The sequence below is a fragment of the Stenotrophomonas maltophilia genome, assembly GCF_039555535.1.
Lineage (GTDB): Bacteria > Pseudomonadota > Gammaproteobacteria > Xanthomonadales > Xanthomonadaceae > Stenotrophomonas > Stenotrophomonas maltophilia_Q.
Genome location: NZ_CP154630.1, coordinates 932940 through 949522 on the forward strand (window position 1 = coordinate 932940; position 16583 = coordinate 949522).

15 protein-coding genes are annotated in these 16583 nt (G+C 66.6%); 8 read left to right on the top strand and 7 right to left on the bottom strand.

Going from position 1 to position 16583, the window contains the following annotated elements; all coding sequences use genetic code 11:
• Window positions 1-202 precede the first annotated feature (202 nt).
• The 3 genes from prpE to AASM09_RS04265 all read left to right on the top strand — a co-directional run bounded on the left by prpE (window position 203) and on the right by AASM09_RS04265 (window position 3884).
• Window positions 203-2083, top strand: coding sequence for a propionate--CoA ligase (gene prpE, locus AASM09_RS04255; protein WP_049430345.1), 1881 nt, complete (start codon window positions 203-205; stop codon window positions 2081-2083).
• Window positions 2084-2278: 195 nt separating this feature from the next.
• Window positions 2279-2782 (top strand): hypothetical protein, encoded by a 504-nt coding sequence (locus AASM09_RS04260; RefSeq protein ID WP_049430343.1) that lies wholly within the window; start codon window positions 2279-2281, stop codon window positions 2780-2782.
• Window positions 2783-2828: 46 nt separating this feature from the next.
• The gene (locus AASM09_RS04265) at window positions 2829-3884 is read left to right on the top strand and encodes a suppressor of fused domain protein (protein ID WP_049430341.1); all 1056 of its coding nucleotides are present in this window, start codon (window positions 2829-2831) and stop codon (window positions 3882-3884) included.
• Window positions 3885-4005: 121 nt separating this feature from the next.
• Here the strand turns inward: AASM09_RS04265 and AASM09_RS04270 are convergent, their stop codons facing one another.
• The 5 genes from AASM09_RS04270 to AASM09_RS04290 form a co-directional block, all read right to left on the bottom strand.
• Complete coding sequence (locus tag AASM09_RS04270; protein WP_049430339.1) at window positions 4006-4617, bottom strand: glutathione S-transferase N-terminal domain-containing protein; 612 nt, start codon at window positions 4615-4617, stop codon at window positions 4006-4008.
• Window positions 4618-4701: 84 nt separating this feature from the next.
• On the bottom strand, window positions 4702-5160 hold the full coding sequence (locus tag AASM09_RS04275; protein ID WP_004154513.1) for a cell wall hydrolase: 459 nt from the start codon (window positions 5158-5160) through the stop codon (window positions 4702-4704).
• A 297-nt stretch (window positions 5161-5457) separates the two neighbouring features.
• The gene (locus AASM09_RS04280) at window positions 5458-7494 is read right to left on the bottom strand and encodes an NADPH-dependent 2,4-dienoyl-CoA reductase (RefSeq protein ID WP_100443771.1); all 2037 of its coding nucleotides are present in this window, start codon (window positions 7492-7494) and stop codon (window positions 5458-5460) included.
• Between the two features lie 102 nt (window positions 7495-7596).
• Window positions 7597-8241, bottom strand: a complete 645-nt coding sequence (locus AASM09_RS04285; protein ID WP_049430336.1) for a YczE/YyaS/YitT family protein — start codon at window positions 8239-8241, stop codon at window positions 7597-7599.
• Between the two features lie 186 nt (window positions 8242-8427).
• Window positions 8428-9447 carry a zinc-binding alcohol dehydrogenase family protein gene (locus AASM09_RS04290; protein WP_005412353.1) on the bottom strand — a complete coding sequence of 340 codons (1020 nt, stop codon included), beginning with the start codon at window positions 9445-9447 and terminating at the stop codon, window positions 8428-8430.
• A 357-nt stretch (window positions 9448-9804) separates the two neighbouring features.
• Here AASM09_RS04290 and AASM09_RS04295 point away from each other — a divergent pair, with 357 nt between their 5' ends.
• From AASM09_RS04295 to AASM09_RS04310, 4 genes are all read left to right on the top strand, one after another.
• The gene (locus AASM09_RS04295; RefSeq protein WP_343368799.1) at window positions 9805-10905 is read left to right on the top strand and encodes an OmpA family protein; all 1101 of its coding nucleotides are present in this window, start codon (window positions 9805-9807) and stop codon (window positions 10903-10905) included.
• A gap of 220 nt (window positions 10906-11125) precedes the next feature.
• Window positions 11126-11632 (top strand): hypothetical protein, encoded by a 507-nt coding sequence (locus tag AASM09_RS04300; RefSeq protein WP_049430334.1) that lies wholly within the window; start codon window positions 11126-11128, stop codon window positions 11630-11632.
• Between the two features lie 20 nt (window positions 11633-11652).
• Window positions 11653-12462: a pseudouridine synthase gene (locus AASM09_RS04305; RefSeq protein ID WP_049430332.1), complete on the top strand. Its 810-nt coding sequence runs from the start codon at window positions 11653-11655 to the stop codon at window positions 12460-12462.
• 85 nt (window positions 12463-12547) lie between these two features.
• Window positions 12548-12883 carry a hypothetical protein gene (locus AASM09_RS04310; protein ID WP_049430329.1) on the top strand — a complete coding sequence of 112 codons (336 nt, stop codon included), beginning with the start codon at window positions 12548-12550 and terminating at the stop codon, window positions 12881-12883.
• Window positions 12884-12967: 84 nt separating this feature from the next.
• Here the strand turns inward: AASM09_RS04310 and kbl are convergent, their stop codons facing one another.
• Entirely contained in the window at window positions 12968-14176 is a 1209-nt protein-coding gene (gene kbl, locus AASM09_RS04315) for a glycine C-acetyltransferase (protein WP_049430327.1), read from the bottom strand.
• A 198-nt stretch (window positions 14177-14374) separates the two neighbouring features.
• Here kbl and AASM09_RS04320 point away from each other — a divergent pair, with 198 nt between their 5' ends.
• Window positions 14375-15067 (top strand): TorF family putative porin, encoded by a 693-nt coding sequence (locus tag AASM09_RS04320; RefSeq protein WP_049430326.1) that lies wholly within the window; start codon window positions 14375-14377, stop codon window positions 15065-15067.
• Window positions 15068-15262: 195 nt separating this feature from the next.
• On the opposite strand, the gene tdh is transcribed toward AASM09_RS04320, so the two are convergent.
• Window positions 15263-16285, bottom strand: coding sequence for an L-threonine 3-dehydrogenase (gene tdh, locus AASM09_RS04325; protein WP_049430347.1), 1023 nt, complete (start codon window positions 16283-16285; stop codon window positions 15263-15265).
• Between the last annotated feature and the right edge of the window lie 298 nt (window positions 16286-16583).

The following is a 16583-nucleotide window of genomic DNA, read 5'->3' on the forward strand; positions in this document are numbered from 1 at the left end:
GGGATGGGTTTACGGCGTCTCCCGCAACCGGATCCGCCCCGCCATTCCCCAGTAGCCCAGCTTTTGACGTTGACGTTGATTCTGCAGGTGCATGGCTGCAAGCCCTGCAGAAGAAAACCCCACCCCCTACCAAGGTAGGGCGGCCCGCACGCCAGCGCCGGACTATCCTCGACCCCATGACTTTGTCTGGGAGGGCTGCGTCATGAACTACGAGGAAACCTACCGTCGCTCGATCGACGAGCCGGAGGCCTTCTGGGGCGAGGAAGCCAAGCGCATCCATTGGCACAAACCGCCGCAGCAGGTGCTCGACTACAGCAACCCGCCATTCCGGCGCTGGTTCGTCGGCGGCGAAACCAATCTCTGCTACAACGCCGTCGACCGCCACCTGGCCGAGCGCGCTGACCAGCTCGCGCTGGTCGCCGTCTCCACCGAGACCAACAGCACACGCGAGATCACCTATCGCCAGCTGTACCGCGAAGTGAACGACTTCGCCGCAGTGCTCAAGCACCTCGGTGTCGGCCACGGTGACCGCGTGGTGATCTACATGCCGAACATGGCCGAAGCCGTGTTCGCGATGCTGGCCTGCGCACGCATCGGTGCGGTGCACTCGGTGGTGTTTGGTGGCTTCGCCGCGCACAACCTGGCGCTGCGCATCGACGACGCCAAGCCCAAGCTGCTGATCGCGGCCGATGCCGGCATGCGCGGTGGCAAGCTGATTCCGTACAAGCCGATGGTCGACGCCGCCTGCGCCGAAGCGGCCTCGCCACCACCGCACGTGCTGATCGTGTCGCGCGGACTGGACGCAGCCGAACCGCGCGTGCCGGGGCGTGACGTGGAGTACGCCACGCTGCGCGCGCAGATCGGCGAGGTCGATGTACCGGTGCAGTGGCTGGAAGCGAGCGAGCCGAGCTACCTGCTGTATACCTCCGGCACCACCGGCAAGCCGAAGGGCGTGCAGCGTGATATCGGTGGCTATGCGGTGGCGATGGCGCAGTCGATGGAAACCGTGTTCGACTGCAAGCCAGGGCAGGTGATGTTTTCCACCTCCGATGTCGGCTGGGCCGTCGGCCATTCCTACAACGTCTACGGTCCGCTGATTGGTGGCTGCACCTCGCTGCTGTACGAAGGGCTGCCGACCAACCCCGATCCGGGCATCTGGTGGGCGCTGTGCGAGCAGTACAACGTGCGTACGATGTTCTCTTCGCCTACCGCCGTCCGCGTGCTGAAGAAGCACGACGCGGACTTCATCCACCGGCATGACCTGGGCGCACTGAAGTACCTGTTCCTGGCCGGCGAGCCACTGGACGAACCCACCGCGCACTGGATCAGTGAGGCGCTGGGCAAGCCGATCATCGACAACTACTGGCAGACCGAAACCGGCTGGCCGGCGCTGACCCTGCTGCCGGGCCTGGAAATGAAGCCGGTGCGCTTCGGTTCGCCCGGTTTCCCCAATCTCGGTTACCGGATGAAGGTGATCGACGAGAACACCGGCGAGGAGGTCGCGCCGGGGCAGAAGGGCGTGCTGGTGGTGTCGCCACCGTTGCCGCCGGGTTGCATGAGCACCGTGTGGAACGATGACAGCCGCTTCCTGCAGAGCTACTTCAGCCACTTCAAGGAACTGTTGTACAGCTCGCTGGACTGGGCGATCCGCGACGACGATGGCTACACCTTCATCCTGGGGCGCACTGATGATGTGATCAACGTGGCCGGGCATCGCCTCGGCACGCGTGAGATCGAGGAAGCCATTTCCAGCCATCCGCGCGTGGCCGAGGCGGCGGTGATCGGGGTCAAGGACGAGTTGAAGGGGCAGGTGCCGCTGGTGTTCGTCACCCTCAAGCAGGGGCTCAACGGTGAGGATCCGGCGCCGGTGGTGGCGGAGATGATGGCCACGGTGACCACCTCGCTCGGCGCGGTCGCGCGCCCGGCGCATGTGCATGTGGTCAACGCACTGCCCAAGACCCGGTCGGGCAAGTTGTTGCGGCGCTCGCTGCAGGCGCTGGCCGAGCAGCGTGATCCGGGTGACCTGTCGACGCTGGATGATCCCAGCGCACTGGAGGAGATCCGCCGGGCGCTGGGGCGCTGACCTGCTTCTGTAGAGCCGAGCCGATGCTCGGCTCCGCATGCCTCGCCAAAGCAGCCGAGCATCGGCTCGGCTCTACAGAGGAGGGTGTTGCTGCACCGCAGCTTCCTCCCGGCAACCGGTGCGCTAAGCTCGGCCCCAGGGGAGCGCGCCCGCCAGGGCGCGCAGGTGAAGCGCATCAAGGATTGGGGGGATGCAATGGCATTGCTGCACGCCAAGACGGCTGCTGGCCGTCAGGAAATCGAAGACCGTGGCCGGCGCCTGCCGGCAGCACTGCGCTCGATCCTGCTGATGGTCGATGGCCATCGCGACGACACCGAACTGCGCGGCCTGTTCGAAGGCCTGCGCGCACCGGCCGATGCACTGGAGCAGCTGGAAGTGCAGGGCCTGATCGAAGTGATCGGTGGCAATGCCGAGGTGGCACCGGCACGTGGAATCAGCACCGGCCGCGAACAGGATCCGGCGTTGTACCAGCAGTTGTACGACGCGATGAGCGAGGCGGTGCGGCGCCATCTCGGCCTGAAGGGCTACTTCATGCAGTTGAAGATTGAACGCTGCGCCGATGCACTGGCGTTGGAACGCCTGTGCCCGGAGCTGCTGGCCGCGGTGGGGAAGGCGCGCAGCCCGGCGCTGGCGCAGCGCTGGTGGCAGGAAACCCAGGCGGCGGTGGTGAACGCTGGCAATGAGGTCGTGCAGGCCTGACTCACCGCGTAAAGTGATCGGTTCACTTCCCCACAAGGAGTCCCGCGTGCAGGACGACCACGACGACACCGATACCCCCGGCTGGGACGCGATCAATGCGGCGCTGGCGCCCCTGTATGCCGGGCAGGAGCCGCGTCATTTCGGCACCGCGCTGCCTTACACGCTCGGCGGCCAGGATCCTCTGGATGGCATCAGCGTGTACTGGGTGGATGCGCCGGTACCGCACTGGCACTACATCACCTACGGCTTCTCCGAGCTTTACACCAAGGAGAGCAGTGATGCCGCCGCCAGCGGCTATGGTTTCGAGCTGACCTTCCGCCTCGCTGCCGAAGCCGGTGAACACGCCGGCAGCACGCCGCCGGTGTGGCCGATGAACCTGCTGCAGAACCTGGCGCGCTACGTGTTTGGCAGCGGCAACGTGTTCGAGGATGGTCACCATCTGAATGCCAACGGCCCGATCGCGCTGGAGACCGATACGCGCCTGTGCCACTTGGCCTTCATTGCCGATCCGCAGTTGCCTGCGCGCGACACCGCCAATGGCCACCTGCAGTTCCTGCAACTGGTCGGCCTGACCGACGAAGAGATGGAGGCGGTCAAGCGCTGGTCGACGCGCGGTGTGCTGCAGGCGCTGCAGCCGGCGATGCCGCTGTGGATCAGTGATCTGCACCGTCGCAACCTGCTGGAGGATCCGGCACTGGCAGCCCAGGTGCAGGCCGGCAGCGAGCGCGAGGGCTCCAGCACCGGCATGCTGTTCATCGAGACGTTGGACTGGAGGCAGGAGGCCGGCGTCACCACCCTGGTGCTCGGCGCGGGCCAGGTCGCCAGCGTCTGCGAACTGCTGCCGCTGCGCCTGCGCCACGGAAAGTCGCTGGAACTGGCCAGCCGCGAGCGGCAGTGGGAGTTCATTCCAGCCGGGCGCGGTGACGTGGGCGAAGTGTCGGCCGACAGCGCGCGCTGGGCCCTGGACGAGACGGGGCTGCAGGCCCTGGCAGGCGTGCGTGCCGAACGTGGCATCTACCCGGTGGCGGGAGCGCTGCGCATCGAAGTAGTGCCAACCTACCTGCGCGACGCCAACGGTGAAGTGATTCGCCAGATTGGCTGAGTGTGACGATGGAACTGATGGGGTCAGAGCCGCCTGCGGTGCAGGCGGATCCGACCCCGACTCCGAGGGCGATGAGGTCGGATCCGTTCGCCACGCGAACGGCGTTGACCCCAGATAAGCCTCAGGCCAGGCCTTCGGCCTTCAGCGCGGCCTGCACACCGGCATCGGCGTCCATGCGTGCCTTGTAGGCGGCCAGGTTGTCCAGGCCGGACAGGTCGACCTTGGTGCCGGCGGCCCAGCGCAGGGTGATGTAGAAGTACGGGTCTGCGAAACTGCGGAAGCCGGCCAGCCACGGCTTGTCGGCCAGTTGCTTGTCGGCGGTCTCGAACAGGCCACGCAGGCGCTTGTGTGCGGCGGCGCGGATCGCATCGAACTGGCTTTCGTCGGCGATGAACTTGCCCGGTGCGAACAGCGGCGAGAAGGCCGGGTGCACGTCGGAATTGACGAAGGCCAGCCAGCGGGTGGCTTCGGCACGCTGTCGCGGGCTGCCATCACCGCCGAGGCCGGCCTGCGGGCAGGTGTCGGCGATATAGCCCATGATCGCGGCGTTCTGCAGCAGCACGAAGTCGCCATCGACCAGCGCGGGCACCGCGCCGGCCGGATTGATCTTGAGGAATTCCGGACCCTTCAGGGTGTCCTTGTTCAGCAGTTCGACCTCGAACGGCTGGCCGGTCCACTGCAGGGCGATGTGGTCGGCGGTGGAACAGGCACCGGGCTTGCTGTACAGCTTCATGGGAACTCCAGGTGATGCGGGCGGGAAACGCCCACTATCCCAGAGCCTGCCGGCGGGCGGCAACGCTGCCGCCAGCACGGATCGTTACGACTGCCGCGGCTTGAGGTTCTGCACCTTATAGAAGGTGTGATCGCCGATGGTGGCCACCTGGTAGGCGTTGCGCCAGTTCGGGCTGGCGATGGACAACGCGGCGAAGTGGCTGGCACCGGGCACGATCTCGCGGCGCTCGCCGGCCGGCAGCGCCCAGTTGCGCTCGGCGTCGAAGGCCACGTTCATCGCCTCGCTCCAGGCCGCGTCGTTGCCCAACTGGGTGCCGGGGGAGACGATCGTCGGTGCAAACTGCTTGCGCGCGGTGACCACCTGGCACATCGAGTCGCCCCACAGGCCACTGTCGAGACGGCGCAGGGCGACCTCGGCAACGGCCTGCTGGCCGCGCAGGGTCTGGTCACGGGCTTCCAGGTAAACGGTGGTGCTCAAACACAATGAATCAGCGGCCGGCTGCGGCAACAACTGCGACAGCCAGAGAATCCAGGCCAGTTTCATATAACTCCTTGCTCCGTATGGGCCGCACTCTCCACTTCCGGTCGCGGGGGCGACAGGACGCGGGGTACGACTTGGCGTCATGGGGAGGCGGCCATCGGGGCCGCCCCGTGGGCGGCCCCAAAAGAAACGATCAGTACCGATCGAGGGGGCCGCACCGGCTCACCGGAAACTGGCTGGTGAGCGGAAGATGGCGCAAGGTAGGGGGGGATAGCCGAACGCATCGTGAACCGCTCGGCTTGACATTCAGGTTCAACGGAGGTGACGGAAATCACATTCCGCCCCCCATTCAGGCACTTATCAGAGCGCGGCGGCGACCCGACTGCCCTGGTCGATCGCCCGTTTTGCATCCAGTTCTGCGGCCACATCGGCGCCGCCGACCAACTTCGCGCTGATGCCAGCGGCCTGCAGTTCCGCCTGCAGCGCACGATTCGGTTCCTGCCCGGCGCAGATCACCACCTGATCGACCGGCAGCAGTTGTTCGCTGCCCTCAACGCGGATGCGCAGGCCTTCATCGTCAACACCCAGGTACTCGACGCCGCCGAGCATGCGCACGCCCTTGGCCTTCAGCGTGGCGCGATGGATCCAGCCGGTGGTCTTGCCCAGCCGCGCACCGGGCTTGCCCGGGCTGCGCTGCAGCAGCCACAGCCGGCGCGGCGAGGCCTCTGCCTGCGCCCGCGCCCGCGCCAGGGAGCCGCGGGTCTCAAAGGTACTGTCCACGCCCCATTCGGCCATCCAGCGCTGTGGGTCCAGCGAGGGGGACTCACCGGCGTGGCTGAGGAACTCGCCGACATCGAAGCCAATGCCGCCGGCGCCGATGATCGCTGCATTGGCGCCCACCTCGACCCGGCCCAGCAGCACGTCCAGGTAGCTGACCACCTTGGCGTGGTCGGCGCCGGGGAAGTCGACCCTGCGCGGGGTGATGCCGGTGGCCAGCACCACCTCGTCGAAGCCGGCCAGGCTGGCCGCATCCGCTCGCGTGCCCAGGCGCAGCTGCACTCCGGTTTCAGCCAGCTTGTGGCGGAAATAGCGCAGGGTCTCGTGGAACTCTTCCTTGCCCGGGATGCGCTTGGCCACGTTGAACTGGCCGCCGATCTCGTCGTTGGCATCGAACAGGGTGACCTGGTGGCCGCGCTCGGCGGCCACGGTGGCGCAGGCCAGGCCGGCCGGGCCGGCGCCGACCACCGCGACCTTTTTCGGCGTGGCAGCAGGGTGGTAGACCAGCTCGGTCTCGTGTGCGGCACGCGGATTGACCAGGCAGCTGGCCAGCTTGTTCTCGAACACGTGATCGAGGCAGGCCTGGTTGCAGGCGATGCAGGTGTTGATCGCCTCGGGGCGACCGGCTCGGGCCTTGTTCGGCCACTGCGGGTCGGCCAGCAGCGGGCGCGCCAGCGACACCATGTCGGCGCCGCCATCGGCCAGGATGCGCTCGGCGACCTCGGGCATGTTGATGCGGTTGGTTGCCACCAGCGGCACCTTCACATGCGGCTTGAGCTTGGCGGTGACACCGGCAAAGGCCGCGCGCGGCACCGAGGTGGCGATGGTGGGAATGCGCGCCTCGTGCCAGCCGATGCCGGAATTGATGATCGTCGCGCCGGCGGCCTCGATGGCCTGCGCCTGCTGCACGATCTCTTCCCAGTTGCTGCCGTCTTCCACCAGGTCCACCAGCGACAGGCGGTAGATGATGATGAAGTCCGGCCCGCAGGCCTCGCGGATGCGGCGCACGATCTCCACCGCAAAACGCATGCGTTGGTGGGCGTCGCCACCCCAGCGGTCGGAGCGCTTGTTGGTGCGCGGGGCGATGAACTCGTTGATGAGGTAGCCCTCCGACCCCATCACTTCGACGCCGTCGTAGCCGGCTTCGCGGGCCAGCTTTGCGCTGCGTGCGTAGTCGGCGATATGCCGCTCGACACCGCTGGCCGACAGCGCACGCGGGGTGAACGGGTTGATCGGCGCCTTCAGCTTCGACGGTGCCACCGACAGCGGATGGTAGGCATAGCGGCCGGCATGCAGCAGCTGCAGGCAGATCTTCGCGCCATGCTGGTGTGCGGCGGCGGTGAGCTGCCGGTGCGGGCGTACTTCCCAGGGCCAGGACAGCTTGCCGCCGAATGGCTTCAGCCAGCCCACCACGTTGGGCGCGAAGCCGCCGGTGACGATCAGGCCGACACCGCCCTCGGCGCGCTCGGCGAAATAGGCTGCCAGGCGCGGGAAGTCGCGGGCGCGATCTTCCAGGCCGGTGTGCATCGAACCCATCAGCACGCGATTGCGCAGCTGGGTGAACCCCAGGTCCAGCGGGGCGAACAGATGGGGATAGGCGCTTTCGTTGGCTGGCGACATGGTCGATACGCTTGCGTACGGAAGCGCGAAGCGTGCCGGGAAACGGCGGCCGGGGCAAGGGGCTGGCGAATCGGTAGCGCCGGGCCATGCCCGGCGACGCGGCTACCCGTGGCCGCGCTGCGCGCTCGCCGGGCGTGGCCCGGCGCTACCCGCTGGCAGCGGCCGGCCAATCCCGAACCAGCCCAGCGTTACCCCGCACAGGGGGCCGATCAGCAGGGCGAAGGCGAGGGTGCCGACACCGACGTTGCCGCCGAGCCACCAGCCCAGCAGCAGCACGCTGCCCTCGATCAGGCTGCGTACCTTCCAGATCGGCCAGCCGGTGCGGGCGTGCAGGCCGGTCATCAGGCCATCGCGCGGGCCGGGCCCCAGCTTGGCGCCGATATAAAGGCCGGTGGCCAGGGCGACCAGCAGCATGCCGGCGCAGAACATCGCCAGCTGCCAGCCAAGGCCGACCGCCGGGGGGAGCAGCCACAGACCGAACTGCGCGGACGGGCCGATCAGCATCACGTTGAGCACGGTGCCGACGCCCGGCTTCTGTCGCAATGGCCACCAGAGCAGCAGCACCAGCGCGCCGATCACATTGGTGGCCAGGCCGAACGACAGCGGTGTCTGTGCGGCGATGCCCTGCGACAACACGTCCCACGGGGCCACGCCGATCGCTGCACGGATCATCAGCGAGGCGCCGAAGCCATACAGGAACAGGCCGATGATCAGTTGCAGCAGACGCAGGGGCAGGGCGGTGGGCATGGCGGCGCTCGGGGAGAGGGGGATCTGTTTCCACCGTAATCCCGATTCATCCGTCGCCATAGATACAGATGCCGGCCAATCCGCCGCCACAGGCGGGACCTGTAGAGCCGAGCCCATGCTCGGCTGGCGATGCCAGGCAAAGCAGCCGAGCATGGGCTCGGCTCTACACCGGCGTTCCAGCCTGGCTCAATCGCCCCAGCCCGCCAGCGCCAGCTTGCCGACCGTGCGTCCGCTGGCCAGGCGCTGATGCGCGATGTCCAGATTCGCCGCATTGATCGTGCCCAGCGTTTCGCTGAGAGTGCCGCGCAGCTGGCCAGCGTCGATCATGCTGGCCGCGCGGCTGAGGATGCGGTGCTGTTCGATGCGGTCCGCAGTGGCGAAGCGCGAACGCGCGAACATGAATTCCCAGTGGATGCCGATGCACTTGGCCTTGTAGGGATCACCGATGCGCAGCGCACCGCGCGGTTCGACGATGAGGCCGACATGGCCCTGTGGCGCCAGCAGCTGGCCCAATGCGTCCCAGTAATGGTCGGTGTCGGCCAGGTTGAGGGCGACCTGTACTGCGTCGATGCCCAATGCCTGCAGCTGGGGCAGCAGCGGCTGCCGGTGGTCGATCACATGCTGGGCACCCATCTGCCGGCACCAGTCGATCGACGACTCGCGCGAGGCGGTGGCGATCACCTCGAATCCTGCATGCCGGCCCAGCTGGATCGCCATCGATCCAACGCCGCCTGCTCCGCCGATCACCAGCAGGTGCTGGCCGGCATGGCGGCGGTCATCCAGCTGCAATGGCATGCGCTGGAACAGCAGTTCCCATGCGGTGAGCGTGGTCAGTGGCAGGGCGGCCGCTTCGGCGAAGTCGAGCGTGGTCGGCTTGCGCGCTACCAGCCGTTCGTCCACAAGATGGAACTGCGCATTGCAGCCCGGGCGGGTGACATCACCGGCGTAGTAGACCTCGTCGCCGGACGCGAACAGGCTGGCGTCCTCGCCGATCGCTTCGACCACGCCGGCGGCGTCCCAGCCGAGCACGCGGGGTGCTTCGAGCGTGGCTGGATCGGTGGCCGCCCGCTGCTTGCCGTCGACCGGATTCACCGAGACGGCTTCGACCCGGATCAGCAGGTCGCGGCCACCCGGAGGCAGCGGCGGAGGCAGGTGGATATCGCAGAGGGCGGGGGCGGATTCACGACTCAGGGCGACGGCTTTCATCTCGGCTCCGGCTGGGTTCGTGGCTCCATCATAGAGTTCCTCACGTTTCAGCAGATGCGCTGAATCGCGTGGAGCAACCTGTTGCGCAATATGTCGTATTCCGCACCTAAACCCCGTCAAACCCTTGCGGTGTGAGGGTCTTGCGGTTTTTCATCATCCTGTATAGGGTTTCAACGTCGGACCGGTGGAGGGTCGGGCACAACACTTCACATGTTACGGGACTGTTAACATGACCTTCACCCGCCTGAGCATAATGTTCGCGGCGGTGGCGTGCTGAATCGGCTGTCGAACATCGACGCACTAGTGCTGGCCCATGCCTCTACCGGTTTCATACCCCCGAAATAGGAGCTGTACTCAATGAACAAGAAGATCCTTACTGCCGCGCTGCTGGGTGGTCTGGCTTTCGCCCAGGCTGCGTCCGCGCAGGAGTTCGATGACCGCTGGTACCTGACCGGTTCGGCCGGCTTCAACTTCCAGGACAGCGACCGCCTGACCAATGACGCTCCGTTCGTCACCCTGGGCCTGGGCAAGTTCATCAGCCCGAACTGGTCGCTGGACGGTGAGCTGAACTACCAGAACCCGAACTTCGACGCCAACAAGGACATGAACTGGTCGCAGTACGGCGTCTCGCTGGACCTGCGTCGCCACTTCATCAAGGAAGGCCGCGGCTGGAACCCGTACCTGCTGGCCGGCCTGGGCTACCAGAAGTCGGAAGAAGAGTACAACCCGATCAGCGGTAGCCTGGCTGACCGCAAGGACGGCAACTTTGCCGCCAAGGTCGGCGTCGGTCTGCAGACCACCTTCGAGAAGCGCGTTGCTGTCCGCGCCGAAGTCGCCTACCGCGCTGATTTCGACGACCAGAGCGTGAACCCGAAGCGTGCCGGCAACGATGAAAGCTGGTTCGGCGACGTGCTGGCTTCGGTCGGCGTCGTGATCCCGCTGGGCCCGGCTCCGGTCGCGGCTGCTCCGGCCCCGGCTCCGGTTGCCCCGAGCTGCGCCGACCTGGATGACGACGGTGACGGCGTCAACAACTGCGACGACAAGTGCCCGAACTCGCAGCCGGGTCAGACCATCGGTCCGGACGGTTGCCCGGTCCCGGTCTCCATCGACCTGAAGGGCGTCAACTTCGACTTCGACAAGTCGAACCTGCGTCCGGACGCCGTGGCGATCCTGAGCGAAGCCACCGAGATCCTGAAGCGTTACCCGGATCTGCGCGTTGAAGTCGCCGGTCACACCGACTCGAAGGGTACCGACGCTTACAACCAGAAGCTGTCGGAGCGTCGTGCTACCGCCGTGTACAACTACCTGACCAAGAACGGCGTTGACGCCGGTCGCCTGGTCGGCCCGATCGGCTACGGCGAGAGCCGTCCGATTGCTCCGAACACCAACCCGGATGGTTCGGACAACCCGGAAGGTCGCGCCAAGAACCGTCGTACCGAGCTGAACGTCCAGAACTAAGTTCTGACGCTCTGCCAGTAGGACACAGCAGGACCCGGCTTCGGCCGGGTCTTGTTGTTTCTGCGGCCCGGAATCCAGGTAGTGCTGGGCCCGGGAGCAACCGTTCGTCGGGTTTTTGTCCGTAAAACCAATGAGTTGCCGTATTCATTGAAAGTGGCGCTTGAAAGCTGTCGTGGCATTGCTAAACTCGCCGCGTCACTTCCTTTCGTGGATGCCCCTCATGCTGCGCTCTGCATCGGCCGCCTTCCTGGCGCTGGCCCTGGTTCCCGCCGCCCACGCTGCGGTCGATTGCTCGGTCAACGCCAGCGCCTCGCCGCTGCCGTTGCCGGCCACGACCATCGCGCCGGTGGCCGACGAGCTGTACATCCGTGGCAACCAGCTGGGCATGCCGGCCGGTGTGCTGAGCAGCAACTACGATCCGTCGCAGTCGCTGGACCAGGTGCTGCAGCGCCTGCGCATCGACGGCTGCCAGAACATCGCCAAGGCCATTCCGAGCGCACCGGCGGTGAAGCCGAACGATCCGGCGGCCTACAAGCCGCAGACCGAATTCGACAACACGCCCTGGCGCTTCGACATGAGCCAGAACGGCAAGCGCATGACCGCCGAAGAGTTCGACGCCTGGATGAAGGCGCGCGGCGTGCGCGTGGTCAAGGCGCGTCCGGCTCCGGCCACCACCCCGGCTCCGGCCGAAGCACCGGCTGAGACCAAGCCGGTCGACAAGAAGTAAGCGCTGCGGGGAGCAGAGGCTTGCGCACGCGCCGCCCACCTGCCGCCCCCGCCGCCCGCTCCCACGCACCGCGTGGGCGTGCGACTCCCGCTGCCGCAGCCGCCGGTGTCCGTCATGGCCTGGCGCGCGTGCTGTCCAAGGCCGGCGTGTGCTCGCGCAGCGAGGCCGCGCGCTGGATCGCCGATGGCCGCGTACGCGTGTCCGGGCGCATCGTCCGTGACCCCGAGTTTCCGATTGCACAGCCGGCGCCGCCGATCGAGGTCGACGGCCAGCCGTTGGGCGCGCCGCAGCGCCTGTACCTGATGCTCAACAAGCCGCGCGGGGTGGTGACAACCGTGCAGGACGAGCGTGGCCGCGACACCGTCTATCGCTGCTTCGATGGCGCAGGCCTGCCGTGGATCGCACCGGTCGGGCGGTTGGACAAGGCCAGCGAGGGGCTGTTGCTGTTCAGCAACGATCCGCAGTGGGCCGCGCGCCTGACCGATCCGGAAACCGGCCCGCAGAAGACCTACCACGTGCAGGTGGACCGCCTGCCCGACGAGGACACCTTGGCTGCGCTGCGCGCCGGTGTCGAGGACGAGGGCGAATTCCTCGTCGCCCAGGCCGTGTGCGTGCTGCGCAGCGGCGACAAGACCGCGTGGCTGGAGGTGGTCCTCGACGAGGGCCGCAACCGCCACATCCGCCGCCTGCTGGCGGCCTTCGACCTGCAGGTGCTGCGCCTGGTCCGGGTCGCGATCGGTGGGCTGCAGCTCGGCGATCTCGGCAAGGGGCAGTGGCGGGTGCTGGAGGTCAGCGACCAGCAGCGGCTGGGGGCCGCTGCACCGGGCTGATCATCGCCCGCGGCCGGCAGCTGCCGGCCACCGTTCCAGGCCTAGGGGGCGCCTGGTTGTTGAATTTCCCGAACGGAGCCTGCCCATGTACCACCCGACCCTCAATCAAACCCTGCGCTGCGCAGGCCTGCTGCTGCCGATGGTGCTGCTGACCGCGTGCGGCGGCCACAAAAAGGTGGCCAAGGCGGAAACGCCGGCCGAGACCCCGGTGGTGGAAGTGAAGACCCCGGAGCTGGATGGTCGCGGCAGTTACCGCTTCATGATGAGCAACGGCGACCAGAAGATGACCGCCGACGAGTTCGATGCCTGGATGAAGGCCAACGGCATCCGCGTGGCCAAGGGCAACGCGCAGGACGCTGCCGCCAAGCCGGTGGTGGTGGCCAGCAAGGACGAGCCGAAGGGCAAGAAGAAAAAGAAGTGATGCCGGGAAGGTGCCGACCTCGGTCGGCACGCCCTCAAGCTCCGATAGGTGCCGACCTTGGTCGGCACGCTTTGACCGCTGGGATCAACCCTTGATCACGCCCAGCTCGACGCCAATGCGGGTGAACGCATCGATCGCGCGGTCCAGCTGTTCGCGGGTGTGCGCGGCACTGATCTGGGTACGGATGCGCGCCTGGCCCTTGGGCACCACCGGGAAGAAGAAGCCGATCGCGTAGATGCCTTCTTCCAGCAGGCGCTCGGCGAACTTCTGCGCCAGCGGTGCGTCGTACAGCATCACCGGGCTGATCGGATGCACGCCCGGCTTCATGTCGAAACCGGCGGCGACCATCTTCTCGCGGAAGTGGCGGGTGTTCTCCACCAGGGTGTCGCGCAGGTCATCGGCGGCGGCCAGCATCTCGAACGCCTTGATGCCGGCGGCGACCACGTGCGGTGGCAGCGAGTTGGAGAACAGGTAGGGGCGCGAACGCTGGCGCAGCAGTTCGATCACCTCGGCGCTGGCGCAGGTGAAGCCACCCAGCGCACCACCCATGGCCTTGCCCAGGGTGCCGGTGATGATGTCGATCTTCTCCAGCACGCCCTTGACCTCGGCCGAACCGCGGCCGGTGGCACCGAGGAAGCCGGTGGCGTGGCACTCATCGATGTGCACCAGCGCGTTGTACTTCTTCGCCAGCGCGGTGATTTCGTCCAGCGGCGCGATGAAGCCGTCCATCGAGAACACGCCGTCGGTGGTGATCAGCTTGGTCTTGCAGCCGGCGGCATCGGCGGCCTGCAGCTGCGCTTCCAGGTCGGCCATGTCGCAGTTGGCGTAGCGGAAGCGCTTGGCCTTGCACAGGCGCACGCCGTCGATGATCGAAGCATGGTTCAGCGCATCGGAAATGATCGCGTCGTTCTCGCCGAGCAGCGGTTCGAACAGGCCGCCGTTGGCGTCGAAGCAGGCCGCATACAGGATGGTGTCCTGCTTGCCGAAGAAGTCGGCGATCTGCTTCTCCAGCTGCTTGTGCAGGTCCTGGGTGCCGCAGATGAAGCGCACCGAGGCCATGCCGAAGCCGTGGGTATCCAGCGCATCCTTGGCGGCCTGGATCAGGTCCGGATGGTCGGCCAGGCCGAGGTAGTTGTTGGCACAGAAGTTCAGCACCTTGCGGCCGTCGTCGAGGGTGATCTCGGCCGACTGCGGGCTGGTGATGATCCGCTCGGACTTGAACAGGCCTTGGGCGCGGATGGCGTCCAGTTCCTCGGCATAGTGGCGGGTCAGGGCGGAGGAGGCGTCGGTCATGGCGTGGGCACGGCTCAGCACGGGAAACCGCCGATTCTACCGGGCAACGGCGGCCATCGACCGTGCCGGGCGGGGCACCGCCACGGGCGGCACATGTTGCATCGCAATAGCAAACGGGTTAAAAATTCGTGAACCGCGCCTGTCTGGCACCGGTTGCCCGCTCCCCCCTTCCCGCCCCCGCCACCCTCGGAGACGCCCATGAAGCACGCCCGTGCCTGCCTCGCCATTGCCGCCGCCCTGACCCTCGCGCCGTTCGCCGCCAGCGCCCAGGACAACGAATCGCCGTACAGCTGGAACGTCACCGCCGTGTCGGACTACCTGTTCCGTGGTGTGTCGCAGACTGACGAGAAGCCGACGCTGCAGGCGGGCTTCACCTACACCTCGCCGGTGGGTCTGTACGCCGGTGTCTGGGGTTCGGGCGTGGACTTCGGCCCGGGTGATCCGAACACCGAGGTCGACTACCAGATCGGCTACGGCGTGGACGTCACCCCGCGCGTTAATTTCGATGTGCTGCTGAACCGCTACACCTACATCGGTGCCAGCCACCAGAACTACAACGAGCTGGTCACCACCACCACGCTGGACGAGACCTACAAGCTGACCGTGGCCTACACCAACGACCAGTGGAACAGCGGCACCGACGGCTGGTACTACGGTGTCGGCGGCCAGTGGGGCTTGCCGAAGGAGTTCACGCTCAATGCCAATGTCGGCCGCAGCAGCTTCGAGAAGGGCCTGGCCAAAGACTACACCGACTGGAACGTCGGCGTCAGCCGCCAGTTCGGCCTGTTCAACGTCGGCCTGGGCTACTACGGCACCGACGGCAATGGCCGCGACAACTCCGGCAAGCTGGCCCACAGCCGCGTGCTGCTGACCGTGGCCATCGGCAACTGACCCTTGCTTGGGTGGGTGCCAGGCTTGCCTGGCACGCCTCACGAAAAAGGCGCCCATCGGGCGCCTTTTTCAATTCCGCAGTGTTCTTGATCCCATCCGGGGGAGAGCCCCCCTTGTTGTTCAAGGGGGCGCGCCAATGGCGCGGGGATAAGGAAACATGCGCGGACTGATTCAACGTGCCGAGGGCACGGTGAATCAGTTCCAGCTCAGCACGACCTTGCCGGCCTTGCCTTCTTCCATCAGGTCGAAGCCCTTCTGGAAGTCGTCGATCGGCAACTGGTGGGTCATCACCTTGCCGAGCGGGAAGCCGGACAGCACCAGCTGGGTCATCTTGTACCAGGTCTCGTACATCTTGCGGCCGTAGATGCCCTGCACGGTCAGGCCCTTGAAGATGATCTTGTCCCAGTCGCAGCCGGCGCCCTTGGGCATGATGCCGAGCATGGCGATCTTGCCGCCGTGGTACATGCAGTCGAGCATGTCGTTGAACGCGCGCGGGTTGCCGCTCATTTCCAGGCCCACGTCGAAGCCCTCCATGTGCAGTTCCTTCATCACGTCCTTCAGCGACTGGTTGGCGACGTTGACCACGCGGGTGGCACCCATATCGGCGGCCAGCTTCAGGCGGAAGTCGTTGACGTCGGTCACCACCACGTTGCGCGCGCCGATGTGCTTGCAGATGCCCGCCGCGATGATGCCGATCGGGCCGGCACCGGTGATCAGCACGTCCTCGCCGATCACGTCGAACTCCAGTGCGCAGTGCGCGGCGTTGCCGTACGGGTCGAAGAATGCCGCCAGCTCCGACGGGATCTGGTCCGGGATCGGCCACAGATTGCTGGCCGGCATCACCATGTATTCGGCGAAGGCGCCGTTGACGTTGACGCCGATGCCTACGGTGTTCGGGCACAGGTGCGGGCGGCCGCCACGGCAGTTGCGGCAGTGGCCGCAGACGATGTGGCCTTCGGCCGAGACGCGCTGGCCGACTTCATAGCCGGTGACGGCCGAGCCGAGTTCGGCGATGCGGCCGACGAATTCATGGCCGATGGTCAGGCCCGGCTTGATGGTGCGCTGGCTCCACTCGTCCCACAGGTAGATGTGCAGGTCGGTGCCGCAGATCGCGGTCTTCTCGAGCTTGATCAGGACCTCGTTCGGGCCCGGCGTCGGAACCGGAACTTCTTCCAGCCAGATGCCCTTGGCCGCTTCGCGCTTGACCAGGGCCTTCATCGTTTGCTGCGCCATCGGGGTGGAACTCATCAGGGGGAAAGCGCGGATTATAGGGTGCCGCGCGGATTTCCCATGTTGCGCTGCGGGTGCAGTGGCGGAACGAAAGGCGTGCGCCGGCGGGCGTTTCGAACGTACTGCGAACAGCGGCGCCTCCCTGATCCGGGAAAGGGGGCGTGGTCACCCTGGCCGGGACACGCAAAAGCCCATCCATGGTGCTCGATGGCGCCATCCATGGCGCCAACGGTCCCGTCCAGGGTGACCACGCCCCCTCTGGACGATTTCCGTGTGCGCGGCCGGC